We start from the raw sequence: 26,723 nt of genomic DNA on the forward strand, positions 1-26,723 counted from the left end.
TGGCTTTCGCATCGGCTCATGCGTCCGGAAACTTGTGTTTTCCGGCAAATCGGTCTTTGTTGCGCCTCTCATAATCGCGGATGCGCCGCGGAACAACCGGAAATGCAAGGACTGCAGCGGAGAGAGCATGAAGGCCGGAGATTTTATAACAGATGTCATGCATTCCCTTGCCTTTCTCAGCCGCCTGCCGGTCCCCTCGCGCTTCTTTAATAATGCGGACGATATCTCCATGCGCCGCACCGCCCGCGCTTTTCCCGCCGCCGGCCTGTTGATCGCCCTGCCCGCCGCTTTCCTCCTCATCCTTCTCGCCACCTTTGACGCCTCGCCTCAGCTCACGGGCTGGCTCGCCATCGCCCTTATCGCGCTCATCACCGGCGCGCTGCACGAGGACGGGCTGGCCGACATGGCCGACGGCTTCGGCAGCGGCAAGGAAAAGGCGCGAACGCTTGACATCATGAAGGACAGCCGCATCGGCAGCTATGGCACGATCGCCATGATCCTGTCCTTTGCGCTGCGCGCAACGGCACTCGCATCATTGATCGAGACCCTGCCCGCCAAAACCGCCGCCGGTTGCCTGATTGCCGCGCTGGTGATGAGCCGTGCCCTGATGGTGTGGCACTGGCAGGCGCTGCCCGCTGCAAAATCCTCCGGCATCGCCGCTGCCGCCGGGCAGCCCGGGACAAGCGAGCGCAACATCGCGCTGGCGACCGGCCTCCTGCTGTTCGTGCTCTTCACGCTGCACGCCCTGCCCTTTGTGTCGATCGTGATCGTGGTCGCCGCAGCCTGCCTGGCGGCGGCGCTTTTCGGCAGGCTCTGTGTCAGCAAGATCGATGGCCACACCGGTGATACCATCGGCGCCTGCCAGCAGATCACGGAGATCGTGATTCTCATCGCCCTTGCCCTCGCAGCATGACGGCCTGATATAGATCACCATGGAAACACCCTGCATTCACATCTGCTCCCTTGATGCGACCAACAGCCTCTGTATCGGCTGCGGCCGCACGCTGGAGGAGATCGGCGGCTGGGCGAGCTATAGCGACGAGAAACGCCGGAAGATCATGCAGACGCTTCCGGAAAGACTGGCAAAAGCAGGCAAGGACGCCGCCAAGGAGACGCGCACCGCATGAACAGGCTGACCATCGTTCTCCTCCTGCTGGCCGTCGGTCTCGGCCTGCTTCTCGTCAATCACGACAGCGGCCGCACCTTCGGCATCGACAACGACAAATTCGGACAGATGATCTATTTCCTGCCGATTGCCGGGCTCCTGTCCGTCGGCATTCTGGCGGGAAGACGTGGCAGCTTCGGCACCGTCATGCGGCAGCTTGCCGTGTGGCTCGTCATCATCCTCGGCCTCGTCTCGGTCTATCTTTATCGCTACGACCTGCAATCCTTCGGCGACCGGCTGCTGGGCGGCCTGATGCCGGGCCGCGCCGTTGTTGTAACCACATCCGGCGGCGAACAGGAGATCGTCCTGCACAAATCGATGAGCGGCCATTTCGAGGCGAATGTGAGCGTCGACGGCAAGACCATCCACATGCTCGTCGATACCGGCGCAAGCTCCGTGGTGCTTGCAAATGCGGATGCGGCCGAAATCGGCATCGATACGGCGAGCCTGCGTTACACCGTGCCGGTCATGACGGCGAACGGCCGCACGGCGGCGGCTCCCGTCACCCTGTCGGAAATCGGCATCGGCCCCATCATGCGGCGCAACATCCCGGCCCTTGTGGCGCAGGATGGGCAATTGGGCCAAAGCCTGCTCGGCATGAGCTTCCTGTCGACGCTTGGATCACTGCAAATGCAGACCGATGAGCTGAGATTGAGGGATCGGTAAAACGCGGTCGTTCGACGAATATTCGCGTTGCGCCGACATAGCCACACGCCCTGAACGGAAATTCCCTTGATGGAAGAAAATCGGGATATTCTTTTCGCCCGTGTCGCCACATAGCGCAGCCTTACCCCTTGATTCCCTCTCGATTGATAATTTATGTTGGCAATGTTCTCAGGGCGGGGCGCAATTCCCCACCGGCGGTATCGGGATTTTCCCGGAGCCCGCGAGCGCTTTCGGTCTCCAAAGCCGGAAGGTCAGCAGATCCGGTGAGAGGCCGGAGCCGACGGTATAGTCCGGATGGAAGAGGACAAGGCATAGGACACCCGCGCGCTGCGGGCTTCGCATTGCATTGTTCGCCCAAGGGATATTTGGCGCTTCTCGAAGCGCGAAAATGCCGCAACACGGCATAACCCTTGAAAGGCCAGAAAGAAAATGACCATTGCTAAAATTGAAGACGCCATCGAGGCCATATCCCGTGGCGAGATGGTGATTGTGGTTGACGATGAAGACCGCGAAAACGAAGGCGATATCATCGCCGCCTCCGACAGCATCACACCCCAGCAGATCGCTTTCATGATGAACCATGCGCGCGGATTGATCTGCGTCGCCATGCCGGGCGAGCGTCTGGATGCGCTCGACATTCCGCTGATGGTGTCGCGCAACACCGAATCCCTCAAGACCGCCTTCACCGTTTCGGTGGACTATATTCCCGGCACGACCACCGGCATTTCGGCGGCGGACCGGGCAACGACGGTGCGTGCGCTGGTGTCGGAGGGTTCGCGCCCGGAAGACTTCGCCCGTCCCGGCCACATCTTCCCGCTACGCGCCAATCCACAGGGCGTTCTCGGCCGCACCGGCCACACGGAAGCCGCCGTGGACCTCTGCCGCCTCGCCGGGAAATTTCCGTCCGGCACCATCTGCGAAATCGCCAATGACGACGGCACCATGGCCCGCTTGCCCCAGCTCGAAGTCTTCGCCGAACGCCACGGCCTGCTCGTCGTGACGATCAAGGACCTCGTTGCTTACCTCAAGGGCGAGGTTGTCGAGGACGTGGCACAGAAGCAGGTCGCCTGATCTGCGCCTGCTTGTAAATACGAAAACGCCCGGCGCGAGCCGGGCGTGAAATGGGTAACTGAAGCGCTGAAACCTCAGTTCCGCAGCCGGTAACCGGTCTTGAACATCCAGCTGACGACCCCAAGGCAGATTGCGAGGAACAGCGTGATCATCGCAAGGCTGATGACGGGATTGACGTCGGCGATCTCGTAGAAGCTCCAGCGGAAACCGCTGATGAGATACAGCACCGGATTGAAATGACTGACCGTCTGCCAGAAGGGCGGCAGCATGTCGATGGAATAAAAGCTGCCACCGAGGAAGGTCAAAGGCGGCACCACCAGCATGGGGATGAGGTTCAGCTGTTCGAAATTCGTCGCCCAGATGCCGATGATGAAACCGAACAGGCTGAAACTTACCGCTGTCAGCACAAAGAACAGGATCATCATGAACGGATGGGCAATGGTGATATCCACGAAAAAGGATGCCGTTATCAGGATGATCGTGCCGATCATCAGGCCCTTGGTCGCCGCCGCCCCGACATAACCGGCGACAATTTCCGTCATCGACACGGGCGCCGAGAGGATTTCGTAGACCGTGCCGGTGAATTTCGGGAAATAGATGCCGAAGGAGCCGTTGGCGATACATTGCGTCAAAAGCGTCAGCATGATGAGGCCGGGCGTTATGAACGCGCCGTAGGAAACCCCTCCAACCTCCTGAATCCGCGACCCGATCGCGGTTCCAAACACGATGAAATAAAGCGACGTGGAAATGACCGGCGATACCACGCTCTGCAACAGGGTGCGGCGGGTGCGCGCCATTTCGAACAGGTAGATGGCCTTGATGGCTTCGAAATTCATTTCTGGCCTCCCACCAGCGAAACGAAGATATCCTCAAGCGAACTCTGCCGCGTTGAAATATCCTTGAAATGGATGTTGGCGGCGGAAAGAGCGCCGAGAAGATCGGCGATACGTCCCTGCTCGCCATTATCCTCGATTTCATAGGTGACTGTGCAGCGGTCGTCCGAAAGCGTCAGGCCGAAAGGCGCAAGACTATTGGGCAATTTCTCCACCGGTTGGGCAAGTTCGAGGAAAAGCTGCTTGCGTCCGAGCTTCTTCATCAGCGCCGTCTTTTCTTCAACCAGCAGCAATTCGCCGCCATTGATCACGCCCACACGGTCGGCGATCTCTTCCGCCTCCTCGATATAATGCGTGGTCAGGATGATGGTGACGCCCTTGGCGCGCAGATCGGAAACGACATTCCACATGTCGCGGCGTAAAGCCACATCGACGCCGGCTGTCGGTTCGTCGAGGAACAGAACCTTGGGCTCATGCGCCAGCGCCTTGGCGATCAGCACGCGCCGCTTCATGCCACCGGAAAGCTCCCGCAGCATGTTGTCCTTCTTGCTCCAGAGCGACAGGGACTTCAGAACGCTCTCGATCAGCTCAGGGTTCTTCTTCTGCCCATGCAGGCCGCGCGAGAAGCTGACGGTGTTCCAAACGGTCTCAAACTGGTCGGTCGTCAGCTCCTGCGGCACGAGGCCGATCAGGGCGCGGGTCTGGCGAAAATCCTTCACCACGTCATGCCCGCCGACAAACACCGACCCCTCGCCCGGATTGACGAGACCGCAGATGATGGAGATCAGCGTGGTCTTTCCGGCACCATTCGGCCCGAGAAGGGCAAGGATTTCGCCCTCTTTGATATCGAGGCTGACACCCTTCAACGCCTGAAAGCCATTTGCGTAGGATTTGGTCAGATTCCGTATCGAAACAATGGCATTCATCGCGAATCTTTCGAAAAACCGAGTAAGATGCACGCCATATAGGCCGTGAAACGCGCAAATGCCAGCCCGAGAGCCTGAACACTGCGTTCCACGGGGAAGGAAAATCAGCCGTAGACACTATAGAAAAACTGCGCTGCAACGAAGACCAGAAACACCCCGAAGGCCCGTTCCAGCTGCTTCTTGCTGAGCGCATGCGCCAGCCGCGCGCCATAGGGCGCAACGACAAGCGTGATGGGGATCAAGAGCACCACGGCGATCCAGTTGATGAAGCCGGTGGAAAATGGCGGCAGACCCGCATCGCCCCAGCCGGCCCAGATGTAACCCAACAGACCCGGCAGCGAAATCAGCACACCGACACCGGAAGACGTGGCAACCGCCTGATGGATGGTGCGTCCGTAGAGCGTCATGAAGGTATTGTTCATCACCCCGCCGCCAACGCCCATCAGGCCGGAAAAAAGCCCGATGCCCGTGCCCACCAGAAAACGACCCGGATTATTCGGCAGGTCGGAACCAAGATGCCAGCTCGCCCGGTTGAAGATCATCCGGAAAGCGAGCGCGAGCGCGATGAAGGCGAAGATCAGCCGGAGCGCGACGCTGGAGGCATGGGCGGCCACGACAGATGCGAGGATGGTGCCGAGCGGCACCGCGACGATCCAGCCCTTCAGCAGATCAATATCGACGGCGCCCTTCTGGCGATGCGTCAAAAACGAACGGATGGAGGTCGGCACGATGATGGCAAGCGACGTGCCGAGCGACAGATGCATGCGCACCGCCTCCGGCACATCCAGCAGCCCGAAGACCTGGTAGAAGACGGGCACCAGCACCGCGCCGCCGCCGATGCCGAACAGCCCCGCCAGAAGACCGGCGATCACGCCCGCCGCTGCAAGCGCCGCGGCAAAGACCATTATCTCTGAAACAGGGGGCATGAAGGCGGGCTCCAAGGGTCTGTTGTCACAAACATGTGACCCTCATAGCGTATCAGAGACGGGCGGCAAGCCATGTTGGCCGCAGGTCAGTACGGCGCGATGTCTTTTGCCGCCTATCCCGCGCCGGATGGACCGCTTCTTGGGACCTTGTCCCATTGCATGCCCTTGCAAAGACGCCGATATCCCCCCGATAAGGCAGTCTTCTTCACCGGCCTTCGGGCCGGTCTTTTTTTGCGAAGACCGAGAGTAGGCAAGCGGAGCTTCTCATACAGCCGCCTCCCCCACCTCCGTCATTCCGGCCTTGAGCCGGAATCCAGCCAGCCCAAGTCCTTGGGCTGAAAAGACTCTTCCCGCCACGCGAGAGCTGCGTCGACCGGATTCCGGCTCAGCGCCGGAATACTGGGAAATGAAGCTGAACACCCTTTGAAACCCGCTAATCGCAATGCCTGTAACCTGACTTGCGGGTGCGCAGGTCGAAGTGAAAGTGGTTCCAGTGATTGGGATCGCTGCCCGGCCCGAGAACGGTCGAGAAATATTTGCAGCTATCGGACCGCACCGCCTTCAGCAGCGCTTTCTCGCGGAAGGCGAAGAAGCTCTTGCTGCGAACATCGATCTCCTTGCCGTTCTTCAGCGTGATGGTGCCGATGTCGATGGCGTTGCCGCGCGCATGTTCGGACCAGGGATTGCTGGAGCGCGAATTCATCTTGCGGCAGGAATAACCACCCATCGGCGTGATGCGGCCGACGCCCGAGAGATAACGGAAGCGCGAGGATGGCACGAGTTCGAACTTCACCCATTTGGCGAAGGCAAGCGTGACCTGGCAATTGAGCTTCACCGCCGGGCGGATCGCGACGCCGCTTGCCAGACCACTGAGTTCAATCGGATAGTCGATACCGCAGGTCGGACCGTCGGCAATGCGGGCGACGTCGCGGAAAGCGACGCCGAGGCGGCGTAGTTCGGAGCGGCAGGCGACTTCAGAGGACGGCATGACGCCGGGTGGCATGGAGCGGTCGCTTTGCGGCCCACCCCGCGCCATGGGGTCGTTTGGCATCAACATGGCCACCTCCTCCACCGGCTGGCGGCGGGAAGACGCGCCAACGGGCGGCGGCGGTATCAGCCGTGATTGCCCGGCGCTCTGCTGCCGGCGCGGCGGAGCGACGGCGACCGGGTTGTCGGTGCCGATACCATCCACCACCGGCTGCTCCGAAACGCCCTCGGCAATATCGGCATCCTGCTCTTCCGCGAGCCCGCGCACCGGCTCCACGCCCAGCATGGAATCCATGTTCACCCCACCCTCGCCTTCGGCGATCTGGCTGGAGGCGACCTGCTGGTTGGGCATCGCCTGATTTTGCATGGTCTGGGTTGGCACGCTGTGGCCGCTTGCCGCCATGCGCGCCTGATGCTGGGTATCAAGCGTTGAGTAACCCTGCCCGCCCTGCGGCGATTGCAGCAGGGGGTCCTGCGAAGCGTAAGGCTCCGGCATCGGCTGCGACACGGCCGCTGGATAATCGGTGGACTGCCCGACCCGCTCGGCCTGATAGACCGCGCCTGATGGTGCGCTGTAGCCCTGCTGCCGCGATGACCGGATGGCGCTGACACGCGTGGTGCCATCAACCTCGGCCGGCGGCACGAGGCCCTCCGCCGAACACGACACCATAACCGTGGAAATCATCAGCAACGTCACAAGACGACGCGGAAGGGAAACATACGCCATACGAGAACCTGTACCTTCAGCGGCCGCTATTCGCGGCAATACAGGATAAATTTTAAAGAAATGAGGTAAACGAAACCTTATTGGTTGCCGGAAATAACGAATGGTCGACTATGGCATTCAAAAAAGAAAGGGCGCAGTCAGGCTGCGCCCTATCGGCCTCGGCATTCATCTGCACGGCCTAGCTTATTTAAGCGACGCTCTCATCCTCCGTCATGCCGGCCTTGAGCCGGCATCCAGCCAGCCCAAGTCCTTGGGCTGAAAAGAGTCGTTTCGCCACGCAGACGCGTGGGCTGGATTCCGGCTCAAGGCCGGAATGACGGTAGGAAATGCCCCGATCAGCCCCGTATGACGAAAATCACGCCGCCAGCGAGACCGCGCGCCCTGCCGCGTTTCCGAGTTCGAAGCGTGACAACAGTGAGCGCAGCTGGTGGCTCTCCTCGGCAAGCGTCTGGCTGGCTGCCGTCGTTTCTTCCACCATGGCGGCATTCTGCTGCGTCATCTGATCCATGTGATTGACGGAGGTATTGATCTCCTGCAGGCCCGTCGCCTGTTCCCGCGCCGCCGTGGCGATGGAGTTGACGTGGCCCTCGACGCGATTGACCAGTTCCACGATCTCGTCCAGCGCATCGCCTGTGGAGCGCACGAGCGCGACACCGCCGCCCACCTCTTCCGCAGAACGGTTGATAAGGGTCTTGATCTCCTTGGCGGCATTGGCGGAGCGTTGCGCAAGTTCGCGCACCTCCTGCGCCACCACGGCGAAACCGCGCCCCGCTTCGCCAGCGCGCGCGGCCTCCACGCCGGCATTCAGCGCCAGAAGATTGGTCTGGAAAGCGATTTCGTCGATGACGGAAATGATCTGCCCGATACGTTTGGACGAGTCCTCGATACGGCCCATGGCATCGACGGCGTTGCGCACGATCTCGCCGGAGCGCCCGGCGCTGCTTTTCGTGTCCTGCACCATCTGCCGCGCCTCATTGGCCCGCTCGGAAGCGGTGCGTACCGTGGCCGTGATCTCGTCGAGAGCCGCCGCCGTCTCCTCCAGCGCCGCCGCCTGCTGTTCTGTCCGGCGCGAGAGATTGCCAGTCGCCCCGCTGATATCGGCAGCGCTGTCATTCACGACATCGCCAGTTCTGGCGATGGCCTCGATGGCGCCATGCAGCGCGCCGACCGCCCGGTTGAAGTCCGTGCGCAGTTTTTCATATTCGGCGCCGATATCGGCAAGCTCGACGGTCAGATCACCATTGGCGAGCGCTTCCAGCGAGTTGCCGAGCGCATTCATGGCATGGGCCTGACGTTCGGATGCGGAACGCAGGACCATCTCATTGCCGTGCCGAGCCTCTTCCAGCGCCCGCTGCTGATCCGCCTCGCGGGCCTGCAGGGCGCTGCGTTCATTGACGCTGTCTCGCAGCACCAGCAATGTTTTCGCAATCGCACCGATTTCGTTGCGACGGTCTGCGAACTGGATTTCAGCCGCACCGTCCCCGTCAGCGATACGCTTCATGCTCTGGCGGATGAGATCGATCGGCCGCGTCACGCTGCGCACGACGGCGGCGGCCACCCCAATCACAAGCAAGGCCGACAAAACACACAGCCCGATGTTGAAATAGGCATCGTTCCAGAAAACCGCCTCGAGATCATCGACATAAACCCCGGTACCGACGATCCATCCCCAGGGCGCGAAACCGGCGACATGGGAGAACTTCTCGACGGGATCCGGCGCGCCGGGCTTCGGCCAGTAATAATCAACAAAACCCTGACCGCCCGCCTTCACCGTATTCACGAATTCGACGAACAGCGCCTTGCCGTTCGGATCCTTGTTGGCGGTGAGATCGGTACCATTCATCTCGGGCTTGATCGGATGCATCACCATTTTGGGATGCATGTCGTTGATCCAGAAGTAGCCGCTGCCATTGCCATAACGCATCGCCGCGATCGTGGTCTTGGCCTGCTGCTGCGCTGCCTCCCGGGTCAGGGCGCCGCTCTGTTCTAGGCGATAATATTGTTCGAGAATGGCAACGGCCGTTTCGTTCATGGAGGCGAGACCGGCTTTGCGCTCGCGCTCCATTTCACGGAAGGTTTCGAAGAGGCTGAACGTCAGCGCCGCGATCAATATTGCCAGAAACAATGCAACGAGCGCATAAAGGCGCATAGATATCGTAACGTTTTTCATATTCCCCCCAACGCCGCTGACGGCACTTCGACCAGCCGATGTTAAGGTTGAAAAATTTATTATCATTAAATACGCATATTATACGTTAGTATTATTCCATAACCGCTTCCTGAGCACCGCCAATACTCTTAGAAGGCGGTCAAGATCGGCACGGCAACCCGAAATCCGACAACAGCCCTGCGACTTTAAAGGGCTCGTTAACCCTGGCGGCCTATCCTCGTCTGCCAAAATATACGGTATTGGGAGGCGCGCGATGGCACGGCCGAATTTCCGCTTTACGCATTACGACCTGAAGGAATTGCGGGCTGGGACGACCATTGAAATATCCCTGTCGGCCGTCAACAATGTGCGGCTGATGACGAGCGCGAATTTCCAGCGTTTTACCGAATTGCTCGACTTCAAATATCTCGGTGGCGTCGCGAAAAAATCGCCGATCCGCATCAGCATTCCCGAGACAATGCACTGGCACCTGGTAATCGATGCAGAAGGGCATAGCGGCCTGGCGGAATCCTCGGTCAAGATGCTGCCAGCGCCGGCGCAGACCGCGCAACACCGCAAAGCTTCATGATTTCCATTTAAAAACAAATGGATGGCGCAGCTTTGCGACTCACTTTGCCAAGCACCTGATTCTCTTTATGAAGAACGGCGCATCAAGCAGTTCTGCAAAATGCGTGGCGGCCTCCGTACGAAACTGCACAAAAGCACTAACGTGATCCGCGCTCTCGGCGCAGCTTCGCCCACCAGTCGAGACGTTTGCGGATTTCCCGCTCGAAACCCCTGTCCGGCGGGTCGTAAAACGTCGTTCGGCCCATTTTCTCCGGAAAATAGTCCTGACCTGAAAAAGCGTCCGGCTCGTCATGGTCGTAACGGTAGCCGTCGCCGTAGCCCTCACCCTTCATCAGCTTGGTCGGCGCGTTCAATATATGTTTCGGCGGCACCAGCGAACCGTTTTCCTTGGCCGCCCGCATCGCCGATTTGAAGGCGGTGTAAACGGCGTTCGATTTCGGCGCGGTGGCCAGATACACGCAGGCCTGCGCCAGCGCCAGCTCGCCTTCCGGTGAGCCGAGATAGTCATAAGCGTCCTTGGCGGCATTGCAGACGGCAAGCGCCTGCGGATCGGCAAGGCCGATATCCTCAACCGCCATACGCACCAGCCGCCGCCCCAGATAAAGCGGGTCTTCGCCGGCATCGAACATGCGGGCGAGGTAATAAAGTGCCGCATCGGGGTCCGAACCACGCACCGATTTATGCAGCGCTGAAATGAGATTGTAGTGGCCGTCCTGGCTCTTGTCGTAAACCGGGGCACGGCGCTGCACGATGCGCGTCAGCCCTTCGGTATCGAAAGTCTCATCCTTGCGCGCGGCACGCCAGACCTCTTCGGCAAGTGTCAGCACGGCGCGGCCGTCGCCATCGGCCATGCGGATCAGGCTCGCACGCGCCTCCTCCGTCAGCGGCAGGGGCTTGCCCTCCGCCTCCTCGGCGCGCTTCAGAAGTTCGCTGAGGCTGTCCTCGTCGTGCGACCCGAAGGTCAGGACACGCGCGCGCGACAAAAGAGCGGCATTGAGTTCAAAGGACGGGTTCTCGGTGGTGGCGCCCACCAGAATGATGGTGCCATCCTCCATGACCGGCAGAAAGCTGTCCTGTTGGGCGCGGTTGAAGCGATGAATCTCGTCGACGAAAAGCAGCGTCTGCCGCCCATTCATCCGCCGCGTGCGAGCCGCTTCGAAAACCTTCTTGAGATCGGCGACACCGGAGAAGATCGCCGATATCTGCTCGAAAGCCAGACCAGCCTCGCCGGAAAGCAGGCGGGCAACCGTCGTCTTGCCGGTTCCGGGCGGCCCCCAGAAGATCATCGACCCCAGCGAACCGCTGTCGATCATGCGGCGCAGAACGCCCTCCTCGCCCGTCAGATGCGGCTGCCCGCTCACCTCCGCCAGCGTTTTCGGACGCAGACGATCGGCAAGAGGCCGCCGGTTGGCGACCTCGACAGGCACTTGCGGGGCGAAGAGGTCGTCACTCATCGCAGGAACTGCCGGATGCGCTGCCCGTCGCGCAGGATTTCCACCCGCCAGAAGCCGGGATTATCGTCCAGCGCCTTCTCGACCGCAGCCGTGGAGGCGATATCCGCGCCGTTCAGCGACAGGATGACGTCCTTCGGCTGGAAGCCGACGCGATAGGCCGGCGAGCCGCGCTTCACGTCGGTGATGACAACGCCAGTCACCTGCGAAGGCATGCGCAATTCATCGGCAAGCTTCGGCGAAAGATTGGCGACCGTCGCGCCGGCGAAGGGATTGCGGCCCTCGATCAGCCGCTCATCGCGCGGGGCGGTTTCCGGCGCGGTATCGAGCGCGATGGTCACCTTCTTTTCTTTGCCCTTGTCCATCACAGTCAATTCGGCGGATTTGCCGATGCCAGCGGTCGTCAGGCGATAACCCAGCGCATCCGGATGTTCCACCTCAAAGCCGTTGACGGCGGTGACGACCTGACCCGGTTCGATGCCTGCTTTTTCCGCCGGGCCGTCCTTGACGACGCTGACCACGAGCGCCCCACGGGCGCGATGCAGGCCGAGCGCTTCTGCGACATCGGAGGTTACAGGATCGAAGGTTGCACCAATGTAAGGTCGCTGGAAACTCGCATCCCCACGCTCGGCGGCAGCCACGAAAACCCGGACCAGATTGGCGGGAATGGCAAAACCGATGCCGTTCGAACCACCGCCCTTGGAAAAGATGGCGGTATTGATGCCGATCAGCTCACCCGCCATGTTCGTCAGCGCACCGCCGGAATTGCCGGGGTTGATGGAGGCATCCGTCTGGATGAAGAAGCCGAAATCGCCCTGCGTTACCTGATTGCGCGCCAGTCCCGAAACGATGCCGCTCGTCACCGTCTGGCCGACACCGAAGGGGTTGCCGATGGCAAGAACGAGATCACCGACCTCGATGGCGTCAGAGTTGCCGAGCGACAGCACCGGAAACTGCTCCTTGGCATCGATCTGCAGAATGGCGAGATCGACCCGATCATCCTTCAGCAGAACCTTGGAGGAGAATTCGCGCCCATCCGCCAGCGCCACCTTGATGTCATCAGCACCGTCGATGACGTGATTGTTGGTCACCACAAGGCCGCCGGCGGTCACGATCACCCCCGATCCGAGCGATGACTGTTTTTCCGTGCGGTTCGGCATCTGCTGACCGAAGAACTGCTCGAAGAAAGGATCGCCGGCAAAGGGCGACAGACGCCGCTGCACGACACGCTCCGCATAGACGTTCACCACGGCGCCCGCGGTACGCTTGACCAGCGGCGCAAAGGAAAGCTGCATTTCCGTCTGGCTCGACGGTACGGCCTTGTCCTGCGCCCGCACGCCGACTGGCAGGAGAATGAGCGCGGCGAGAAGGCCGGTGGACAGATACTTCAACACGCTTCGCATGTGATTCCTCATCGTCATCAGTATGATGGAGTTATAACGCCAAAGCCTGTAAAGCAAAGAGCGGCAAGATGATGGCCAGTCTTTTCCAGGTATGGATCGGTTGACGCCATTGGAACCAACAACACCTCTTTTCGGTTTCACCGGCACCAGACTGTCCTCAAAAAGAGACGATCCATGCATCTGAAACCGACCCTCCTTGCCTGCGGCATCCTCCTCGCCCCCTCCTTCGTTCCGTCAGCCAACGCCGCAAGCTTCGATTGCACCAAGCCCGATCTCGCGGCAGATGAAAAAGCAATCTGCGACAACCGTGCCCTCAACGACCAGGATGTGAAGATGGCCACCACCTTCGACATCCTAACTCAGTTGATGGCCATGGGCGCCCGTGACACGCTGCGCGACGAGCAGAGCAAATGGCTGAAGAAACGCCAGGAATGCGCAGCCGACATTGCCTGCCTTACCGGCGCCTATGAAGAACGCATGAAACGTCTGGGCGAAGCCTTCCAGAGCATCAACCGGCCGCTGTAACGCAAATCCGATATTGACAACATATTGTCAAAATGGCAACATGTTGTCATGAAAGCGGACAACGCACACATTCTTTCCGCCCTGGCGGTGGCCATCTTTCGAACCAATGGCGCGCTGATCGCCGCGGGCGACGCCCTGTCTGCATCCTTCGGCCTTTCCAGTGCACGCTGGCAGGTTCTGGGAGCGGTGGTGCTTGCCGGCCAGCCTTTGACCGTGGCGCAGATCGCACGGAACATGGGCCAGACCCGGCAGGGTGTGCAACGCCTCATCGATGAGATGGAGCGACAGGACATTGTCTGCTTCGAAAACAATCCGCACCACAAGCGGGCCAAGCTCATTCGCCTTACCGAAAAGGGCGAGAATGCCTATGCCGCCACCATGCAGCAATGGAATGAACTCGCCGGCCGTTTAGCCACGGATATGCAGGCGGAGCAACTGAGTAACGCCATAGACTGCCTGAACCGGCTTTTCGCCGGGCTGGACGCCGATCCGCCGCAAGGCTGAACCGATCTTCTAAAGGACTATATCGATGAGAACCCTTCATCCCGTCGCCGGCACGCTGGCGTTGGCGATCATACTCGCCTTTTGGTTATCCACCGCGGTCACCGAAATCTCCGGTTCCAGCGAAGCGATCCGTACCGTCAAGCTCGCCATTCCCTGGGGGTTCCTGGTGCTTGCACCCGCGCTTGCGGTCACGGGTTTCAGCGGCTTTCGCATGGGCGCCAAATGGAAACATCCGCTGGTCGCAGCCAAGAAGAAACGTATGCCGCTCATCGCACTGAACGGGTTGCTGATCCTCGTCCCTTGCGCGCTTGTGCTTCGGCATTTCGCCCTCTCAAACGATTACGGCGGGGTCTTCTACGCCGTTCAGGCGCTGGAGCTTTGCGCCGGAGCGCTCAATATCACCCTTCTCGCAAAAAGCTTCCGCAATGGCCTTCAGCTAAAACGCCGTCTGGCCGCCTAACTCGGCGCTTTGCGCATGAGGTTATACCGCCCGGATGATGGTCTCCATAAGGCCATGCAACTGGTCACGATAACCGGTTCGGGCGGAAGGCGCGTCCTCGCGAGAGGTCATCACGACCGATAGCCGTCTGGCGGGTATGATATAGAGCATCTGCCCGCCATAACCCCATGCATAATAGACCGTCTCTCCTGCCATCTCCTTGATGAACCAGCAATAGCCATAACCATCGCCGTTAAAGACGGAATTGGTACGCTGCTGCCAGGATTGGTCGATCCAGCCCTGCGAAATCAGCCGCTCGCCACCGGGCGTCACCCCGCCCAGCCGGTAAAGCTCGCCAAAGGCCAGGAGCGACCGCGCCGTCATGGCCATCTGGTTGCCACCGAGATAGATGCCCTGCGGGTCCCGCTCCCAGCCCCCGATGGAGAAACCTTCCAGCGGCCGGAACCAGTCGCGCGCGAGCGACAGCGTCGAACGGCCGGAAGCTTTTGTCAGGATCGCCGAAAGCAGATGGGTGGAGCCGGTCGAATAAAGCATGCCGCCGCCCGGTTCTCCGGCAAAACCGGAACCCAGCGCCATTCTCACCCAGTTGCGGCTGGCGACCCAGCGGCCATAGTTCGGGCCCGACATGCGCTCCAGGCCGGACTGCATGGACAGAAGGTTGCCGATGGTCACCCGTTCCAGCCGTGGATCTGGGTTCTGCGGAAAATCGCTGCGTAGAACAGTTGCTATTGGCTGATCGACGCCAGACAGTATCTTGCGGTCGATCGCCATGCCGACCAACGCCGAAATAACCGATTTCGATGCCGACTTGATGTTGGTTGAACCGTTCAGGCTGGCACCATGATAGGCGCGGCTCGCCGCCTCCCCGCCATCGATGCTGACGATGACGGCCTTGAGGCTGGAAAGCGCATCCGCCTCCCGCAGCAACGGATCAAAACGAATGCCATTGCCATTGCTTTGCGCGCGGGCAAGCGGGGCTATAGGCAGGGACGCGATAAGGGCAAGTGCGGTTCGTCTTTTCATGTCACTGAACTAGGAAGCCATACGGCGATGAAAAGAGGAAACGCCGCCAATCACTCCAATGTGACCTTACTTAAATCACCGAATTTCTACACCCCAATTTGATGGCCTCGCGGAATCTCCATGAAAACAGGGTGTTGGCATGAAATCCGGAATCGAGATGCGAAGCGCTTGAATCAGTTTGTGATCTTGAGGACTATTGCCCTGCCGCAAATGCAAAAGACGGGAAACGATGTCACAACTGAAATCATCACGCCTTGTCCTGCGGCCATTTAAAATGACGGACTCGTCGCCACTCGCCCGGTTGACGAACGATCCGCTCATTTTGCGCAATCTGCTGCGCACGGCCTACCCTTTCGAAACCGATGACGCACGGCGTCTGATCAGGCGCATTGCTGAGCGTCGGTTAGCGGTATGGGCTGTGGATGATGGCAGGCTGGTCGGTCTCATCGGCCTTTCGGGCGAATTCGGCCTTTGGCTTGATCGCCGTGTCTGGGGAAAGGGCTATGGAGAAGAGGCCGGACGCCTCGTCATCGATTATGCCTTTCAGCACATGGGCATCAAAACCCTGCATGCCAATCCCCTGTTTGACAACAGGGCGTCGCACCGGCTGATGGACAAGCTGGGCTTTGTTGCAACCGGCCGTGCAAATGCCTTTTGCAGGCAACGGGGAAAAATCGTGCCGCTTCGACCTTATCGGCTCGAAAAAGAATGAACGGCACAAAAAAGCCGCCGTTCGTCAACGGCGGCTTTATCATCCCGGAAATCCAGGAATTACTCCGGCAAAATCCGCACCGCGCCCTTGTCGGCGCTTGAGGCAAAGGCCGCATAGGCCTTCAGCGCCGTGGTGACGTTGCGCTTGCGTGGCGCTTCCGGCTTCCAGCCAAGCTCTTCCTGCTCCGCGCGGCGCGAAGCCAGCTCCGCATCGGTGACCTTCAGGTTGATCGTACGGTTCGGAATGTCGATCTCGATGAGATCGCCCTGACGCACAAGGCCGATGGCGCCGCCCTGTGCCGCTTCCGGCGAGGCGTGACCGATGGAGAGGCCCGAAGTGCCGCCGGAGAAACGACCGTCGGTGATCAGCGCGCAGGCTTTGCCGAGGCCCTTGGATTTCAGGTAGCTGGTCGGATAGAGCATTTCCTGCATGCCCGGCCCGCCCTTCGGCCCTTCGTAGCGGATGACGACAACGTCGCCCGCCTTGACCTCGTTGCCGAGAATGCCCTTCACGGCCGCGTCCTGGCTTTCGTAAACGACTGCCGGGCCGGTGAATTTCAGGATGGATTCGTCGACGCCCGCTGTCTTCACGATGCAGCCATCAAGCGCGATATTGCCGTAAAGCACGGCCAGACCGCCATCCTTGGAGAAAGGCTTCTCAACCGAACGAATGACGCCATTGTCGCTATCCGTGTCCAGATCGTCCCAACGTGAGGACTGGCTGAAGGCCACCTGCGTCGGCACGCCGCCCGGCGCCGCCTTGAAGAACTGCCGCACCGTCTCGCTGTTGGTACGGGTAATGTCCCACCGGTCGATGGCATCGCCCAGCGTCGCCTCATGAACGGTATAGGTATCACGATTGATGAGCCCACCGCGCTCCAGTTCACCCAGAATACGCATGATGCCGCCGGCGCGGTGAACGTCTTCCATATGCACGTCCTGCTTGGCAGGCGCGACCTTGGAAAGGCAGGGAACCTTGCGGGAAAGACGGTCGATGTCTTCCATGCCGAAATCGACGCCGCCCTCATGCGCCGCCGCCAGAATATGCAGAACCGTGTTGGTGGAACCACCCATGGCGATATCCAGCGACATGGCGTTTTCGAATGCCGCCTTGTTGGCAATGGTGCGCGGCAGGACGGTTTCATCCTCCTGCTCGTAATAACGGCGCGCCAGATCAACAATCAGATGGCCGGCCTCGACGAAAAGCCGCTTACGGTCCGAATGGGTGGCGAGCGTCGAGCCGTTACCGGGCAAGGACAGGCCCAGCGCCTCGGTCAGACAGTTCATGGAATTGGCGGTGAACATGCCGGAACAGGAACCGCAGGTCGGGCAGGCGGAACGCTCGATGATCTTGACGTCCTCATCGGAAATCTTGTCATCGGCGGCAGCCACCATGGCATCAACCAGATCGAGCGCCACGGTCTTGCCGTGCAGGACGACCTTGCCCGCTTCCATCGGACCACCGGAGACGAAGACGGCGGGAATGTTCAGGCGCATCGCCGCATTCAGCATGCCGGGCGTGATCTTGTCGCAGTTGGAAATGCACACCATCGCATCGGCGCAATGGGCATTGACCATATATTCCACCGAATCCGCGATGATCTCGCGCGACGGCAGCGAATAGAGCATGCCATCGTGGCCCATGGCGATACCGTCATCGACCGCAATGGTGTTGAATTCCTTGGCAACACCGCCGGCCGCCTCGATTTCGCGGGCAACGAGCTGGCCGAGATCCTTCAGATGCACATGGCCCGGCACGAATTGCGTGAAGGAATTGACCACCGCGATGATCGGCTTGCCGAAATCGCTGTCCTTCATGCCGGTGGCGCGCCAAAGGCCGCGCGCGCCCGCCATGTTGCGGCCGTGGGTTGTCGTTCTGGAGCGATAGGCTGGCATGGTGTTTTCCTCGATCTCTTGGCGACGAGCGCATTGCCGCAGCGCGGTCAAAACAGCTCCTGCCCTATTTTGCGGTTTTTCTAGCGCAAACCGCAAGCCCTGTCACTGTCACCTTCGGGCAAAACAGTACGGTTCGGTACGGTACGCTCTTTCTCCACATGGCCGTTCGGGCGACATCTCATCACAAATGCGCGATTTTTACCGTGCGGCCGTTGTTTTTCCGCACGGCGCTGAAACATATCTGTGCAGCGGTCGTATTGGCTATCATAGTCGATTTATTGCCGATACACCCGGCTTTTGTGGAGGTTGCAATGCCCGCCTATCGTCCGCCCGTCATCGCGGCAACAGAAATCACGCCAAAGAACATCTATCTCTCCAGACGCGGTTTCCTTGGAACAGCGGCCGGGCTCGCGGCAATCGGACTGGCTGGCCCTGAGGCGATCGCCGCACCGCTTGCGGCGAACCCCGGCGCCTACAAGCTGGATGAGAAGCTCACTCCGCTTGATGCCGTCACCAGCTACAATAATTTCTACGAATTCGGTGTCGGAAAATCCGACCCGAAGGAAAATTCCGGCAAGTTCAAGCCCACCCCCTGGACGGTAAAGGTGGATGGCCTCGTCTCCAAACCACAGGAATTCGGCATTGAAGAGTTGATGAAATATCCTCTCGAAGAGCGCACTTACCGGATGCGCTGCGTCGAGGGCTGGTCAATGGTCATTCCGTGGATCGGCTTCCCGCTCGCCGCCCTTCTCGACAAGGTGGAGCCGCTTGGCAGCGCGAAATATGTCGCTTTCGAAACCGTGGTGCGGCCAGACGAAATGCCGGGTCAAAGCGGTCTGTTCCAGCCTCTCTCCTGGCCCTATGTCGAGGGGCTTCGCCTCGATGAAGCGCGCCATCCGCTCACCATTCTCGCCCTCGGCCTCTACGGCGAGACGCTGCCGAACCAGAACGGCGCGCCGATCCGCCTCGTCGTGCCGTGGAAATACGGCTTCAAGGGCATCAAATCCATCGTCCGCATTTCGCTCGTCGAAAAACAGCCGGAAACGACCTGGAAAAATTCCAATGCCCGCGAATATGGATTCTATTCCAACGTCAACCCGAATGTCGACCATCCGCGCTGGAGCCAGGCAACGGAGCAGCGTATCGGCGAAGGCGGCTTTTTCGGCACCCAGAACCGCCCTACCCTGATGTTCAACGGTTATGACGAGGTCGCGAGCCTTTATACCGGCATGGATCTGAAAGCGAATTACTGACAATGGCCTTCGCCCTGCCCCTTCCGTCGCTGCCGAAGCGTTACCAGCCGGCGGCCATCTGGTCGCTTTATGTCATCGGCCTCTGTCCGGGCCTCTGGTATTTCTATCTCGCCGCAACCGGCGGCCTCGGCTTTAATCCAGTCAAGGATTTCGAGCACCTGCTCGGCATCTGGGCGCTGCGCTTCCTGTGCCTCGGGCTTCTGGTGACGCCGCTGCGCGATCTCTTCAACATCAACCTCATCGCCTATCGCCGGGCGCTGGGGCTGATCGCCTTTTATTACGTGCTGGCGCATTTCACCGTCTATCTGGTGCTGGATCGCGGCCTGATCCTCGGCTCCATCGCCGGCGATATTCTGAAACGCCCCTATATCATGCTCGGCATGGCCGGGCTTCTCATGCTCATTCCGCTGGCGCTCACCTCCAACCGCTGGTCGATCCGCACGCTGGGCAGCCGCTGGAACACGCTGCATAAACTCGCCTATCTCGTCCTCATCGTCGGCGTGCTGCATTTCGTGCTGGCGCGGAAGTCGATCACGCTGGAGCCGGTGTTTTATATCAGCACCATGGTGATCCTGCTCGGTTATCGGCTAGTAAGGCCCTCGATCATGTCGATGAAGAGAGCCAAACGCGCGAGACCCGTCCGGTCATAATGGCGGCGGCCCCGATCCCTGCGATATAACAGCCTATATTCCACAGCGAAAAAACACGGCCGAGCAGCAAAGCGCCCGCCGTCGTAGCACGAAACGCATCCAGCGCCGGGAAATGAACAAGCCGGATAAGTTCCACAAGAACGACGGCAAGAACGGCGATATGAACCTCATAACCATGCCAGCGGGATGGGAAGAAGGCTGCCAGCAGCAGATAGATCATCGCTCCCCAGAGCACGGATCCGCCATATTTCACCGCCACGAACGGCAGTCCCACGTCGTAACCGAAGCTCCGCAGGCAAAGGCCGCAGACGATCACCACCATCGCCGCCGCCAGAAGCCGAATGCGGGTGAAATAAGATGGGGATACGCGCGGCAGGCCCATACGGCTTCCTTCGGGTTTTCGTATGAAAGGTGACGAAGTGAGATCGGGGACGGAAATGAGCACATCAACAAGCCCGGCCGCAAGCCGCCTCTCCGTCCTGGACAATCTGCTCTGCGATACCTATCCCTGGGGCGAACTCAAGGGCATCAGGCGTTTTATCGTCGAGTTTCTGTATTTCGGCATCAAGGAAGCCCGGGCCTGCATGTTTGCGGGCTTGTTCTTCGTCTCCATCTTCGTGGTACCGCATGGCGGCGTGCTCGGCATTCCCCGCTATGACGTGCTGCTGATCATTGCGCTCGCCATCCAGTTCTTCATGATCTGGAGCAGGCTCGAAACGCTTGACGAGGCCAAGGCCATCCTGCTGTTCCATATCGTCGGCTTCGCACTGGAAGTGTTCAAGACATCGAGCGCCATCCAGTCATGGTCCTATCCGGATTTCGCCTATAGCAAAGTCCTCGGCGTGCCGCTGTTTTCCGGTTTCATGTATGCCGCCGTCGGCAGTTACATCATTCAGGCGTGGCGGCTGCTGGATGTGCGCATTCGCCACTATCCCACCTACTGGATGGCGACCCTGATCGGTATCGCCATCTACGCCAACTTCTTCACCCATCACTTCATCGGCGATTACCGCTGGTACATCGCCGCCTGCGCCATCGGCCTCTACTCCCGCGCAACGGTGATCTTCCGCCCCTATGATCGGGATCGAAAGATGCCGCTACTTCTCGCCTTCATCCTGATCGGCTTTTTCGTCTGGCTGGCGGAAAACATCTCCACCTTCTTCGGCATCTGGAAATACCCCGATCAACTCGGCGCCTGGTCCGTCGTCCACATCGGAAAGTGGAGTTCATGGTCGCTGCTGGTCATCATGACTTTCACAATCGTCGCACATCTCAAGCACATCAAGGCCCGCATTCATATTCCGGAGTAAGATGGGCTCTCTCACAAAACGCCCGCGGATTTGCGCATGAGCAATGAGCGAAGCAGCCATTTTTTCCACGTCGCTAAAAACAGATGATCGCGACCGCCCGAACGGCTTTTTATCAATACAGCTTACCCCAGAAACGATGAGCCAATGAGGAAGAACGTCACCCCGCCCACCGTTTTCTTGAAGTTCACAAACTATATGATCCAGGACTTCGAGTTGTTTGAAAGTCTCGACGCGGTACTGCTTTTTGGTCTCATGCATCTGACAAAAACGGAACGCAATGAACTCCTCGCATTTTTGCGATCCATACTGCGCCCAGATATCCCAAACAGTTTGATTGGAAAACTCTGGAACAAATCGAATGCCGAGTTCGGCAGCGATGACGACGGTATTCGTTGGCTGCTTCAACGTACTGCCGACTTGATTGAGAAGGATGACGGGACCGACGTTTACTACAACCGGCCATTTCGAAGTTAAAGTCGAGTGTTGCTCGAACATACGTCGTCCGAAACGCAAAACTTCCTTCAAAATCGAAACGCCATTTAAGGACGCAAAAAGCCGGGCGATCTCTCGCCCGGCTTTTTAAACTCACGACGCCTGAACGGCGTCAAACCTTATGCAGCTTCGGCAGCAGCAGCTTCAGCGGCAACGCGAGCCTTGTCGGCTGCGCCCTTGGCGTCAACGTCGCGCTCGACGAATTCAACGACGGCGAGAGCCGCGTTGTCGCCCTGGCGGTAGCCGGCCTTCATGATACGCAGGTAGCCGCCATTGCGGGTTGCGTAACGCGAAGCGATCGCGTCGAACAGCTTGCGAACAGCGTCCTGATCCTTGATCTGCGAGATCGCCTGACGGCGAGCGTGCAGGTCGCCGCGCTTGCCGAGGGTGACGAGGCGCTCAACGATCGGGCGAATTTCCTTCGCCTTCGGAAGCGTGGTTACGATCTGCTCATGGGTGATGAGCGAAGCAGCCATGTTGGCAAACATTGCCTTGCGGTGGCTGGCGGTTCTATTGAGCTTGCGGCCTGAATTACCGTGGCGCATTGCTATTCTCCTTCTTCGCAGGTTCCTTCTCTAAGGCCTGCCGTTTCCTGGCACATGCAGATGACTTATCTGCTGTTTGACGGGGAAAGGCAGTCTTTAAAGGGTCTGCCTTTTTGATTGTTAGTACTGGTCTTCGTAACGCTTGGCGAGATCTTCGATGTTCTCTGGCGGCCATGCCGGTACTTCCATACCGAGGTGCAGACCCATGGAAGCGAGAACTTCCTTGATTTCGTTCAGCGACTTGCGACCGAAGTTCGGCGTGCGAAGCATTTCGGCTTCGGTCTTCTGGATCAGGTCGCCGATATAAACGATGTTGTCGTTCTTCAGGCAGTTTGCCGAACGAACGGACAGCTCGAGCTCGTCCACCTTCTTGAGAAGCGCCGGGTTGAACGCAAGTTCGGTAACCGATTCTTCTTCTGCTTCCTTCTGCGGCTCGTCGAAGTTGACGAAGACGCCGAGCTGGTCCTGAAGAATGCGAGCGGCGAAGGCAACGGCGTCTTCGCCGGAAACCGAACCGTTGGTCTCGATCGTCATGATCAGCTTGTCATAGTCGAGAACCTGGCCTTCACGGGTGTTTTCCACCTTGTAGGACACTTTCTTGACCGGAGAATAGAGGCTGTCCACCGGAATGAGGCCGATCGGGGCATCTTCCGCGCGGTTGCGCTCAGCCGGTACGTAACCCTTGCCGTTGTTGACGGTGAATTCCATGCGGATTTCAGCGCCATCGTCGAGCGTGCAGATCACGTGGTCGGGGTTCAGGATCTCGATGTCGCCAACCGTCTGGATGTCACCAGCGGTTACGGCACCAGGGCCCTGCTTGCGCACGACCATGCGCTTGGAATCGTCACCATCCATCTTGATGGCGATTTCCTTGATGTTGAGCACGATATCCGTCACATCTTCCCGAACGCCGGGGATGGAGGAGAATTCGTGCAGGACACCGTCGATCTGCACGGCCGTTACAGCGGCGCCACGCAGAGAAGACAACAGAACGCGACGCAGCGCGTTGCCGAGGGTAAGACCGAAACCACGCTCCAGCGGCTCGGCAACGAGCGTTGCCTTGGTGCGGCTGGACGAGGTGAACTCGACCTTGTTCGGCTTGATAAGTTCCTGCCAGTTCTTCTGAATCATCTTTAAACCTTCCGTTCGCCGCCACCATCCAATCGTGACGGACCGAGCATGAAAACACCGAGAGGAACCTAATTCAGTGGTTCATCAGTGGGTTCTTGAGCGCAAGTCCGTCGATTGAAATCGACGCGCACACGCCAGATACGCGAAAATTCCGCCTGACCGAAGGACAAGGCGGAATTTCCGAACCACGGTCGCGTCAGACGCGGCGCTTCTTGCGCGGACGGCAACCATTGTGCGGGATCGGCGTCACGTCGCGAATGGAAGTGATCATGAAACCGGCAGCCTGGAGAGCGCGAAGTGCCGATTCACGGCCGGAACCCGGACCGCAAACTTCAACTTCAAGCGACTTCATGCCGTGTTCCTGAGCCTTCTTCGCGCAATCTTCAGCAGCGATCTGGGCAGCAAACGGGGTCGACTTACGCGAACCCTTGAAGCCCTTGGCACCAGCAGACGACCAGGCAATGGCATTGCCCTGTGCGTCGGTGATGGTGATCATCGTGTTGTTGAAGGTCGAGTTGACGTGCGCAACGCCCGACGTGATGTTTTTACGTTCGCGACGGCGAATACGTGCGGCTTCCTTGGCCATTTTATACCTTTCATTGATCTCTTCACCGCCGTAACACCAGCGGCTACACCGGCGATCAGCTCCACTGGAGCTTCACGCCAAACTCAGAAAGGCTGGCGCGGACTGCACCAGCCTCCCTTTTCCGGAGAACCGGAAAATTACTTCTTCTTACCAGCGATAGCCTTCGCCGGACCCTTGCGGGTGCGGGCGTTGGTGTGCGTGCGCTGACCGCGGACCGGAAGGCCACGACGGTGACGCAGGCCGCGGTAGCAGCCGAGGTCCATCAGACGCTTGATGTTCATCGAGGTCTCGCGGCGAAGATCGCCCTCAACCTGATAATCGCGGTCGATAGCTTCGCGGATCTGAAGAACTTCAGCATCCGTCAGCTGATGAACGCGCTTGTCAGCCGGAAGACCGACCTTCTCCATGATTTCCTGCGCGAATTTCGGACCGATCCCGTGAATGTAGGTCAGCGCAATAACAACGCGCTTCGCGGTCGGGATGTTGACGCCAGCGATACGTGCCACGTCTCTTCTCCTTGGTTCCAGTTGCCATCCGGCAAGTGGTGATTCCATTCGAGCGGCCGACACGACCGCCAGTTCAAAATTGATGTCCGTGACAAGTCAAAACGACCGAACCCGGATCTCCCTTCCCTAAGGGAAATCCGCGCCAGTCGCTTGGGATGTCGCGAGTTGGCGCGGTGTTTAACGGAATCAGCGCAAAAAAGCAACCGGCTCCGCCAAGATTCTTTTGCGATCCAAAGGATCTGCTCAACCAGAAGAGCGGGATATCGGACAAAACCAATAAGGCTTTAACCACCCGCACCGGCCATCAGGCCGAGGCCTTCTCCAGAACGCGTTCGATGGCTTCAGTAACGGCATCGACGTCAGCCATGCCGTCGAGCGTCACAAGCTCGCCCTGTTCGCTGTAATAGTTCGACAGCGGTGCGGTCTTTTCGCGATATTCCGTCAGCCGCTTGCGGAAGGCTTCCGGATTGTCGTCGGAGCGAACCGTGCCGCCGGCGGCGACGGTTTCAGCCACGCGGTTTTCGATTCGGCGAATCAGCGCCTCTTCGTCCACCTTCAGTTCAATAACGGCATCAAGGGCAAGATTCTTCTTGCGCATGTTGTCGGCAAGCGCCTTGGCCTGCGGAACGGTGCGCGGATAGCCGTCGAGAATAAAGCCCTTGGCACAGTCAGGCGCTTCGATGCGTTCGGAAACGATCTGATTGACGATATCGTCGGAAACAAGCCCGCCGGCATCCATGACGGCCTTGGCGCGTTTGCCGATTTCGGTGCCCGCGCTGACCGCAGCGCGAAGCATGTCACCGGTGGAAAGCTGCGGGATCCCGTACTTGTCAGTCAGGCGCTTGGCCTGGGTTCCCTTGCCCGCACCCGGCGGACCCAAAAATATCAGTCTCATCGTCCCCTCTTTCCTCCACGCAACTTCGACTTCTTGATCAGACCTTCATACTGCTGCGCGATCAGGTGGCCCTGGATCTGCGCAACTGTATCAAGAGTTACACTGACAACGATCAAAAGCGAAGTACCACCAAGGGCTAAAGGAATGCCCGTACGTGCGATAAGTGTCTCAGGAAGGATACACACGAAGACCAGATAAATCGCGCCAACCACCGTGATACGGGTCAGGACGTAATCAATGTACTCCGCGGTGCGCTCACCCGGACGAATCCCCGGAATGAAGCCGCCGTGCTTCTTGAGGTTATCGGCCGTGTCCTTCGGATTGAAGACGATAGCCGTGTAGAAAAACGCGAAGAACGCGATCAGCAGGCCATACAGCGCCATGAACAGCGGCTGCCCGTGCTGCAACGACGCGATGATGGACGTCGCCCAGGACGGCAGGTTGGTGTTTCCGGCGAAACCGGCAGCCGTCGCGGGCAGAAGCAGCAGCGAGGATGCGAAGATCGCGGGAATGACGCCAGCCGTGTTGAGCTTCAGCGGCAGATGCGACGTATCGCCCTGGAACATGCGGTTGCCGACCTGTCGCTTCGGATATTGTATCAGCAGGCGACGCTGGGCGCGCTCCACGAAAACAATAAGCGCGATGACGCCGATGGCCACAACGACGACCATGAGGATGAGCGTGGTGGACAGCGCGCCGGTACGGCCGAGTTCCAGCGTGCCGGCAAGCGCCTTGGGCAGGCCTGCGGCAATGCCCGCAAAGATAATGAGCGAAATACCGTTGCCGATACCGCGCGAGGTGATCTGTTCGCCGAGCCACATCAGGAACATCGTGCCGCCAAGCAGCGTGATGACGGTGGAGACGCGGAAGAACCAGCCCGGATCGACCACAAGGCCAGCACCGCTTTCAAGGCCGACCGCGATACCATAGGCCTGCAGCGTGCCGAGCAGCACCGTGCCGTAGCGGGTGTACTGGTTGATGATCTTACGGCCGGCTTCGCCTTCCTTCTTCAACGCTTCGAGCGAGGGCACGACCGAGGTCATGAGCTGCACGATGATCGAAGCGGAGATGTAAGGCATGATGCCGAGGGCGAAGATCGCCATGCGCTCGACGGCGCCACCCGCAAACATGTTGAAAAGACCGAGAATACCGTTGGCCTGGCCACGGAAGGCCTGCGCATAGGCTTCAGGGTTCAGACCCGGAAGCGGAATATGGGTGCCGAGACGGTAGACGAGAAGTGCGGCAAGAGTAAACCAGAGACGCTTTTTCAGATCCTCCGCCTTAGCGAAGGTCGAAAAATTCAGGTTCGAAGCCAGTTGTTCCGCTGCTGAAGCCATAAATTTC

The 26,723-nt window shown here is 59.3% G+C and carries 30 protein-coding genes and 1 riboswitch; of the genes, 13 read left to right on the top strand and 17 right to left on the bottom strand.

From position 1 onward, the window contains the following. Nucleotides 1-127: 127 nt before the first annotated feature. From AC1ROR_RS06965 to ribB, 4 genes are all read left to right on the top strand, one after another. Nucleotides 128-913, top strand: a complete 786-nt coding sequence (locus AC1ROR_RS06965) for an adenosylcobinamide-GDP ribazoletransferase (protein WP_035224315.1) — start codon at nucleotides 128-130, stop codon at nucleotides 911-913. A gap of 19 nt (nucleotides 914-932) precedes the next feature. Further along, on the top strand, nucleotides 933-1,127 hold the full coding sequence (locus AC1ROR_RS06970) for a DUF1289 domain-containing protein (RefSeq protein WP_080834906.1): 195 nt from the start codon (nucleotides 933-935) through the stop codon (nucleotides 1,125-1,127). Continuing rightward, nucleotides 1,124-1,831, top strand: a complete 708-nt coding sequence (locus AC1ROR_RS06975; RefSeq protein ID WP_080834909.1) for a TIGR02281 family clan AA aspartic protease — start codon at nucleotides 1,124-1,126, stop codon at nucleotides 1,829-1,831. Before AC1ROR_RS06970 ends, AC1ROR_RS06975 begins: the two co-directional genes overlap by 4 nt. Nucleotides 1,832-1,991: 160 nt before the next feature. After that, a riboswitch (FMN riboswitch) is annotated at nucleotides 1,992-2,141 on the top strand. Between the two features lie 119 nt (nucleotides 2,142-2,260). After that, complete coding sequence (ribB, locus tag AC1ROR_RS06980; RefSeq protein ID WP_498588982.1) at nucleotides 2,261-2,902, top strand: 3,4-dihydroxy-2-butanone-4-phosphate synthase; 642 nt, start codon at nucleotides 2,261-2,263, stop codon at nucleotides 2,900-2,902. Nucleotides 2,903-2,976: 74 nt separating this feature from the next. On the opposite strand, the gene AC1ROR_RS06985 is transcribed toward ribB, so the two are convergent. The 4 genes from AC1ROR_RS06985 to AC1ROR_RS07000 form a co-directional block, all read right to left on the bottom strand. Further along, a complete protein-coding gene (locus AC1ROR_RS06985) occupies nucleotides 2,977-3,738 on the bottom strand; it encodes an ABC transporter permease (protein ID WP_035224119.1) in 762 nt (253 codons plus the stop codon). Beyond that, nucleotides 3,735-4,661, bottom strand: coding sequence for an ABC transporter ATP-binding protein (locus AC1ROR_RS06990; RefSeq protein ID WP_498588983.1), 927 nt, complete (start codon nucleotides 4,659-4,661; stop codon nucleotides 3,735-3,737). The genes AC1ROR_RS06985 and AC1ROR_RS06990 overlap by 4 nt, the downstream gene beginning before the upstream one ends. A gap of 104 nt (nucleotides 4,662-4,765) precedes the next feature. Continuing rightward, complete coding sequence (locus tag AC1ROR_RS06995) at nucleotides 4,766-5,587, bottom strand: sulfite exporter TauE/SafE family protein (RefSeq protein ID WP_035242351.1); 822 nt, start codon at nucleotides 5,585-5,587, stop codon at nucleotides 4,766-4,768. Nucleotides 5,588-6,020: 433 nt separating this feature from the next. Continuing rightward, the gene (locus AC1ROR_RS07000; RefSeq protein ID WP_498588984.1) at nucleotides 6,021-7,301 is read right to left on the bottom strand and encodes an extensin-like domain-containing protein; all 1,281 of its coding nucleotides are present in this window, start codon (nucleotides 7,299-7,301) and stop codon (nucleotides 6,021-6,023) included. 100 nt (nucleotides 7,302-7,401) lie between these two features. Between AC1ROR_RS07000 and AC1ROR_RS07005 the strand changes: the two genes are divergently transcribed. Beyond that, complete coding sequence (locus tag AC1ROR_RS07005) at nucleotides 7,402-7,560, top strand: hypothetical protein (protein WP_158001523.1); 159 nt, start codon at nucleotides 7,402-7,404, stop codon at nucleotides 7,558-7,560. A 96-nt stretch (nucleotides 7,561-7,656) separates the two neighbouring features. Here AC1ROR_RS07005 and AC1ROR_RS07010 read toward each other — a convergent pair whose 3' ends face one another. Next, nucleotides 7,657-9,471, bottom strand: coding sequence for a methyl-accepting chemotaxis protein (locus tag AC1ROR_RS07010; RefSeq protein WP_498588985.1), 1,815 nt, complete (start codon nucleotides 9,469-9,471; stop codon nucleotides 7,657-7,659). A 253-nt stretch (nucleotides 9,472-9,724) separates the two neighbouring features. Between AC1ROR_RS07010 and AC1ROR_RS07015 the strand changes: the two genes are divergently transcribed. Then, nucleotides 9,725-10,039 carry a DUF1883 domain-containing protein gene (locus tag AC1ROR_RS07015; RefSeq protein WP_498588986.1) on the top strand — a complete coding sequence of 105 codons (315 nt, stop codon included), beginning with the start codon at nucleotides 9,725-9,727 and terminating at the stop codon, nucleotides 10,037-10,039. A 136-nt stretch (nucleotides 10,040-10,175) separates the two neighbouring features. On the opposite strand, the gene AC1ROR_RS07020 is transcribed toward AC1ROR_RS07015, so the two are convergent. Both AC1ROR_RS07020 and AC1ROR_RS07025 read right to left on the bottom strand, forming a co-directional pair. Beyond that, nucleotides 10,176-11,492 (bottom strand): replication-associated recombination protein A, encoded by a 1,317-nt coding sequence (locus tag AC1ROR_RS07020; protein ID WP_498588987.1) that lies wholly within the window; start codon nucleotides 11,490-11,492, stop codon nucleotides 10,176-10,178. Continuing rightward, a complete protein-coding gene (locus AC1ROR_RS07025; protein WP_142173080.1) occupies nucleotides 11,489-12,892 on the bottom strand; it encodes a DegQ family serine endoprotease in 1,404 nt (467 codons plus the stop codon). The genes AC1ROR_RS07020 and AC1ROR_RS07025 overlap by 4 nt, the downstream gene beginning before the upstream one ends. A 174-nt stretch (nucleotides 12,893-13,066) precedes the next feature. Between AC1ROR_RS07025 and AC1ROR_RS07030 the strand changes: the two genes are divergently transcribed. Genes AC1ROR_RS07030 through AC1ROR_RS07040 form a run of 3 tightly spaced genes read left to right on the top strand, consistent with a single transcriptional unit; the run spans nucleotide 13,067 to nucleotide 14,381 of the window. Beyond that, complete coding sequence (locus tag AC1ROR_RS07030) at nucleotides 13,067-13,417, top strand: lysozyme inhibitor LprI family protein (protein WP_498588988.1); 351 nt, start codon at nucleotides 13,067-13,069, stop codon at nucleotides 13,415-13,417. A gap of 48 nt (nucleotides 13,418-13,465) precedes the next feature. After that, on the top strand, nucleotides 13,466-13,921 hold the full coding sequence (locus AC1ROR_RS07035) for a MarR family winged helix-turn-helix transcriptional regulator (protein WP_498588989.1): 456 nt from the start codon (nucleotides 13,466-13,468) through the stop codon (nucleotides 13,919-13,921). Nucleotides 13,922-13,946: 25 nt separating this feature from the next. Continuing rightward, a complete protein-coding gene (locus AC1ROR_RS07040; RefSeq protein WP_498588990.1) occupies nucleotides 13,947-14,381 on the top strand; it encodes a hypothetical protein in 435 nt (144 codons plus the stop codon). A 21-nt stretch (nucleotides 14,382-14,402) separates the two neighbouring features. Here the strand turns inward: AC1ROR_RS07040 and AC1ROR_RS07045 are convergent, their stop codons facing one another. Beyond that, nucleotides 14,403-15,404: a serine hydrolase domain-containing protein gene (locus tag AC1ROR_RS07045; protein WP_498588991.1), complete on the bottom strand. Its 1,002-nt coding sequence runs from the start codon at nucleotides 15,402-15,404 to the stop codon at nucleotides 14,403-14,405. 229 nt (nucleotides 15,405-15,633) lie between these two features. On the opposite strand from AC1ROR_RS07045, the gene AC1ROR_RS07050 reads away from it, so the two are divergent. Further along, on the top strand, nucleotides 15,634-16,116 hold the full coding sequence (locus AC1ROR_RS07050; protein ID WP_498588992.1) for a GNAT family N-acetyltransferase: 483 nt from the start codon (nucleotides 15,634-15,636) through the stop codon (nucleotides 16,114-16,116). A 59-nt stretch (nucleotides 16,117-16,175) separates the two neighbouring features. On the opposite strand, the gene ilvD is transcribed toward AC1ROR_RS07050, so the two are convergent. Beyond that, a complete protein-coding gene (gene ilvD, locus AC1ROR_RS07055) occupies nucleotides 16,176-18,011 on the bottom strand; it encodes a dihydroxy-acid dehydratase (protein ID WP_035224095.1) in 1,836 nt (611 codons plus the stop codon). A 311-nt stretch (nucleotides 18,012-18,322) separates the two neighbouring features. Between ilvD and msrP the strand changes: the two genes are divergently transcribed. Both msrP and msrQ read left to right on the top strand, forming a co-directional pair. Then, on the top strand, nucleotides 18,323-19,264 hold the full coding sequence (gene msrP, locus AC1ROR_RS07060) for a protein-methionine-sulfoxide reductase catalytic subunit MsrP (protein WP_498588993.1): 942 nt from the start codon (nucleotides 18,323-18,325) through the stop codon (nucleotides 19,262-19,264). A 2-nt stretch (nucleotides 19,265-19,266) separates the two neighbouring features. Continuing rightward, nucleotides 19,267-19,914 (top strand): protein-methionine-sulfoxide reductase heme-binding subunit MsrQ, encoded by a 648-nt coding sequence (msrQ, locus tag AC1ROR_RS07065; RefSeq protein WP_498588994.1) that lies wholly within the window; start codon nucleotides 19,267-19,269, stop codon nucleotides 19,912-19,914. Here the strand turns inward: msrQ and AC1ROR_RS07070 are convergent. Next, the gene (locus AC1ROR_RS07070) at nucleotides 19,868-20,296 is read right to left on the bottom strand and encodes a ribosomal maturation YjgA family protein (RefSeq protein WP_498588995.1); all 429 of its coding nucleotides are present in this window, start codon (nucleotides 20,294-20,296) and stop codon (nucleotides 19,868-19,870) included. The two genes, msrQ and AC1ROR_RS07070, sit on opposite strands and share 47 nt — an antisense overlap. A gap of 55 nt (nucleotides 20,297-20,351) precedes the next feature. On the opposite strand from AC1ROR_RS07070, the gene AC1ROR_RS07075 reads away from it, so the two are divergent. Then, nucleotides 20,352-21,224, top strand: coding sequence for a DUF817 domain-containing protein (locus tag AC1ROR_RS07075; RefSeq protein ID WP_498588996.1), 873 nt, complete (start codon nucleotides 20,352-20,354; stop codon nucleotides 21,222-21,224). On the opposite strand, the gene AC1ROR_RS07080 is transcribed toward AC1ROR_RS07075, so the two are convergent. The 7 genes from AC1ROR_RS07080 to secY form a co-directional block, all read right to left on the bottom strand. Continuing rightward, complete coding sequence (locus tag AC1ROR_RS07080; protein ID WP_498588997.1) at nucleotides 21,141-21,719, bottom strand: hypothetical protein; 579 nt, start codon at nucleotides 21,717-21,719, stop codon at nucleotides 21,141-21,143. The genes AC1ROR_RS07075 and AC1ROR_RS07080 overlap by 84 nt on opposite strands. A 116-nt stretch (nucleotides 21,720-21,835) precedes the next feature. Beyond that, nucleotides 21,836-22,261 carry a 50S ribosomal protein L17 gene (rplQ, locus tag AC1ROR_RS07085; protein WP_006313985.1) on the bottom strand — a complete coding sequence of 142 codons (426 nt, stop codon included), beginning with the start codon at nucleotides 22,259-22,261 and terminating at the stop codon, nucleotides 21,836-21,838. A gap of 120 nt (nucleotides 22,262-22,381) precedes the next feature. Then, nucleotides 22,382-23,392 carry a DNA-directed RNA polymerase subunit alpha gene (locus tag AC1ROR_RS07090; RefSeq protein ID WP_003495228.1) on the bottom strand — a complete coding sequence of 337 codons (1,011 nt, stop codon included), beginning with the start codon at nucleotides 23,390-23,392 and terminating at the stop codon, nucleotides 22,382-22,384. Between the two features lie 196 nt (nucleotides 23,393-23,588). After that, on the bottom strand, nucleotides 23,589-23,978 hold the full coding sequence (gene rpsK / locus AC1ROR_RS07095; protein WP_003521013.1) for a 30S ribosomal protein S11: 390 nt from the start codon (nucleotides 23,976-23,978) through the stop codon (nucleotides 23,589-23,591). Between the two features lie 137 nt (nucleotides 23,979-24,115). Then, complete coding sequence (gene rpsM / locus AC1ROR_RS07100; RefSeq protein ID WP_035224081.1) at nucleotides 24,116-24,484, bottom strand: 30S ribosomal protein S13; 369 nt, start codon at nucleotides 24,482-24,484, stop codon at nucleotides 24,116-24,118. Nucleotides 24,485-24,788: 304 nt separating this feature from the next. Continuing rightward, nucleotides 24,789-25,379, bottom strand: coding sequence for an adenylate kinase (locus tag AC1ROR_RS07105; RefSeq protein WP_035224078.1), 591 nt, complete (start codon nucleotides 25,377-25,379; stop codon nucleotides 24,789-24,791). After that, nucleotides 25,376-26,716 (bottom strand): preprotein translocase subunit SecY, encoded by a 1,341-nt coding sequence (gene secY / locus AC1ROR_RS07110; protein ID WP_035224075.1) that lies wholly within the window; start codon nucleotides 26,714-26,716, stop codon nucleotides 25,376-25,378. Before secY ends, AC1ROR_RS07105 begins: the two co-directional genes overlap by 4 nt. Nucleotides 26,717-26,723 lie beyond the last annotated feature (7 nt).

The organism is Agrobacterium sp. GW821-FHT14E08, from assembly GCF_058803865.1.

Bases quoted from the DNA above. Each gene is read 5' to 3' on its own strand.
- ribB (WP_498588982.1), top strand. From the start codon at position 2,261: ATGACCATTGCTAAAATTGAAGACGCCATCGAGGCCATATCCCGTGGC.
- AC1ROR_RS07045 (WP_498588991.1), bottom strand. From the start codon at position 15,404: ATGAAAAGACGAACCGCACTTGCCCTTATCGCGTCCCTGCCTATAGCC.
- AC1ROR_RS07015 (WP_498588986.1), top strand. From the start codon at position 9,725: ATGGCACGGCCGAATTTCCGCTTTACGCATTACGACCTGAAGGAATTG.
- AC1ROR_RS07020 (WP_498588987.1), bottom strand. From the start codon at position 11,492: ATGAGTGACGACCTCTTCGCCCCGCAAGTGCCTGTCGAGGTCGCCAAC.
- AC1ROR_RS07000 (WP_498588984.1), bottom strand. From the start codon at position 7,301: ATGGCGTATGTTTCCCTTCCGCGTCGTCTTGTGACGTTGCTGATGATT.
- AC1ROR_RS07040 (WP_498588990.1), top strand. From the start codon at position 13,947: ATGAGAACCCTTCATCCCGTCGCCGGCACGCTGGCGTTGGCGATCATA.
- rpsK (WP_003521013.1), bottom strand. From the start codon at position 23,978: ATGGCCAAGGAAGCCGCACGTATTCGCCGTCGCGAACGTAAAAACATC.
- AC1ROR_RS07080 (WP_498588997.1), bottom strand. From the start codon at position 21,719: ATGTTCGAGCAACACTCGACTTTAACTTCGAAATGGCCGGTTGTAGTA.
- AC1ROR_RS07050 (WP_498588992.1), top strand. From the start codon at position 15,634: ATGTCACAACTGAAATCATCACGCCTTGTCCTGCGGCCATTTAAAATG.
- AC1ROR_RS06995 (WP_035242351.1), bottom strand. From the start codon at position 5,587: ATGCCCCCTGTTTCAGAGATAATGGTCTTTGCCGCGGCGCTTGCAGCG.
- AC1ROR_RS07025 (WP_142173080.1), bottom strand. From the start codon at position 12,892: ATGCGAAGCGTGTTGAAGTATCTGTCCACCGGCCTTCTCGCCGCGCTC.
- AC1ROR_RS07010 (WP_498588985.1), bottom strand. From the start codon at position 9,471: ATGAAAAACGTTACGATATCTATGCGCCTTTATGCGCTCGTTGCATTG.
- AC1ROR_RS07075 (WP_498588996.1), top strand. From the start codon at position 20,352: ATGAGCACATCAACAAGCCCGGCCGCAAGCCGCCTCTCCGTCCTGGAC.
- AC1ROR_RS07030 (WP_498588988.1), top strand. From the start codon at position 13,067: ATGCATCTGAAACCGACCCTCCTTGCCTGCGGCATCCTCCTCGCCCCC.
- AC1ROR_RS07090 (WP_003495228.1), bottom strand. From the start codon at position 23,392: ATGATTCAGAAGAACTGGCAGGAACTTATCAAGCCGAACAAGGTCGAG.
- ilvD (WP_035224095.1), bottom strand. From the start codon at position 18,011: ATGCCAGCCTATCGCTCCAGAACGACAACCCACGGCCGCAACATGGCG.
- AC1ROR_RS06975 (WP_080834909.1), top strand. From the start codon at position 1,124: ATGAACAGGCTGACCATCGTTCTCCTCCTGCTGGCCGTCGGTCTCGGC.
- msrP (WP_498588993.1), top strand. From the start codon at position 18,323: ATGCCCGCCTATCGTCCGCCCGTCATCGCGGCAACAGAAATCACGCCA.
- AC1ROR_RS07105 (WP_035224078.1), bottom strand. From the start codon at position 25,379: ATGAGACTGATATTTTTGGGTCCGCCGGGTGCGGGCAAGGGAACCCAG.
- AC1ROR_RS06985 (WP_035224119.1), bottom strand. From the start codon at position 3,738: ATGAATTTCGAAGCCATCAAGGCCATCTACCTGTTCGAAATGGCGCGC.
- secY (WP_035224075.1), bottom strand. From the start codon at position 26,716: ATGGCTTCAGCAGCGGAACAACTGGCTTCGAACCTGAATTTTTCGACC.
- AC1ROR_RS07035 (WP_498588989.1), top strand. From the start codon at position 13,466: ATGAAAGCGGACAACGCACACATTCTTTCCGCCCTGGCGGTGGCCATC.
- rplQ (WP_006313985.1), bottom strand. From the start codon at position 22,261: ATGCGCCACGGTAATTCAGGCCGCAAGCTCAATAGAACCGCCAGCCAC.
- AC1ROR_RS06990 (WP_498588983.1), bottom strand. From the start codon at position 4,661: ATGAATGCCATTGTTTCGATACGGAATCTGACCAAATCCTACGCAAAT.
- AC1ROR_RS06965 (WP_035224315.1), top strand. From the start codon at position 128: ATGAAGGCCGGAGATTTTATAACAGATGTCATGCATTCCCTTGCCTTT.
- AC1ROR_RS07005 (WP_158001523.1), top strand. From the start codon at position 7,402: ATGGTCGACTATGGCATTCAAAAAAGAAAGGGCGCAGTCAGGCTGCGC.
- AC1ROR_RS06970 (WP_080834906.1), top strand. From the start codon at position 933: ATGGAAACACCCTGCATTCACATCTGCTCCCTTGATGCGACCAACAGC.
- AC1ROR_RS07070 (WP_498588995.1), bottom strand. From the start codon at position 20,296: ATGGGCCTGCCGCGCGTATCCCCATCTTATTTCACCCGCATTCGGCTT.
- msrQ (WP_498588994.1), top strand. From the start codon at position 19,267: ATGGCCTTCGCCCTGCCCCTTCCGTCGCTGCCGAAGCGTTACCAGCCG.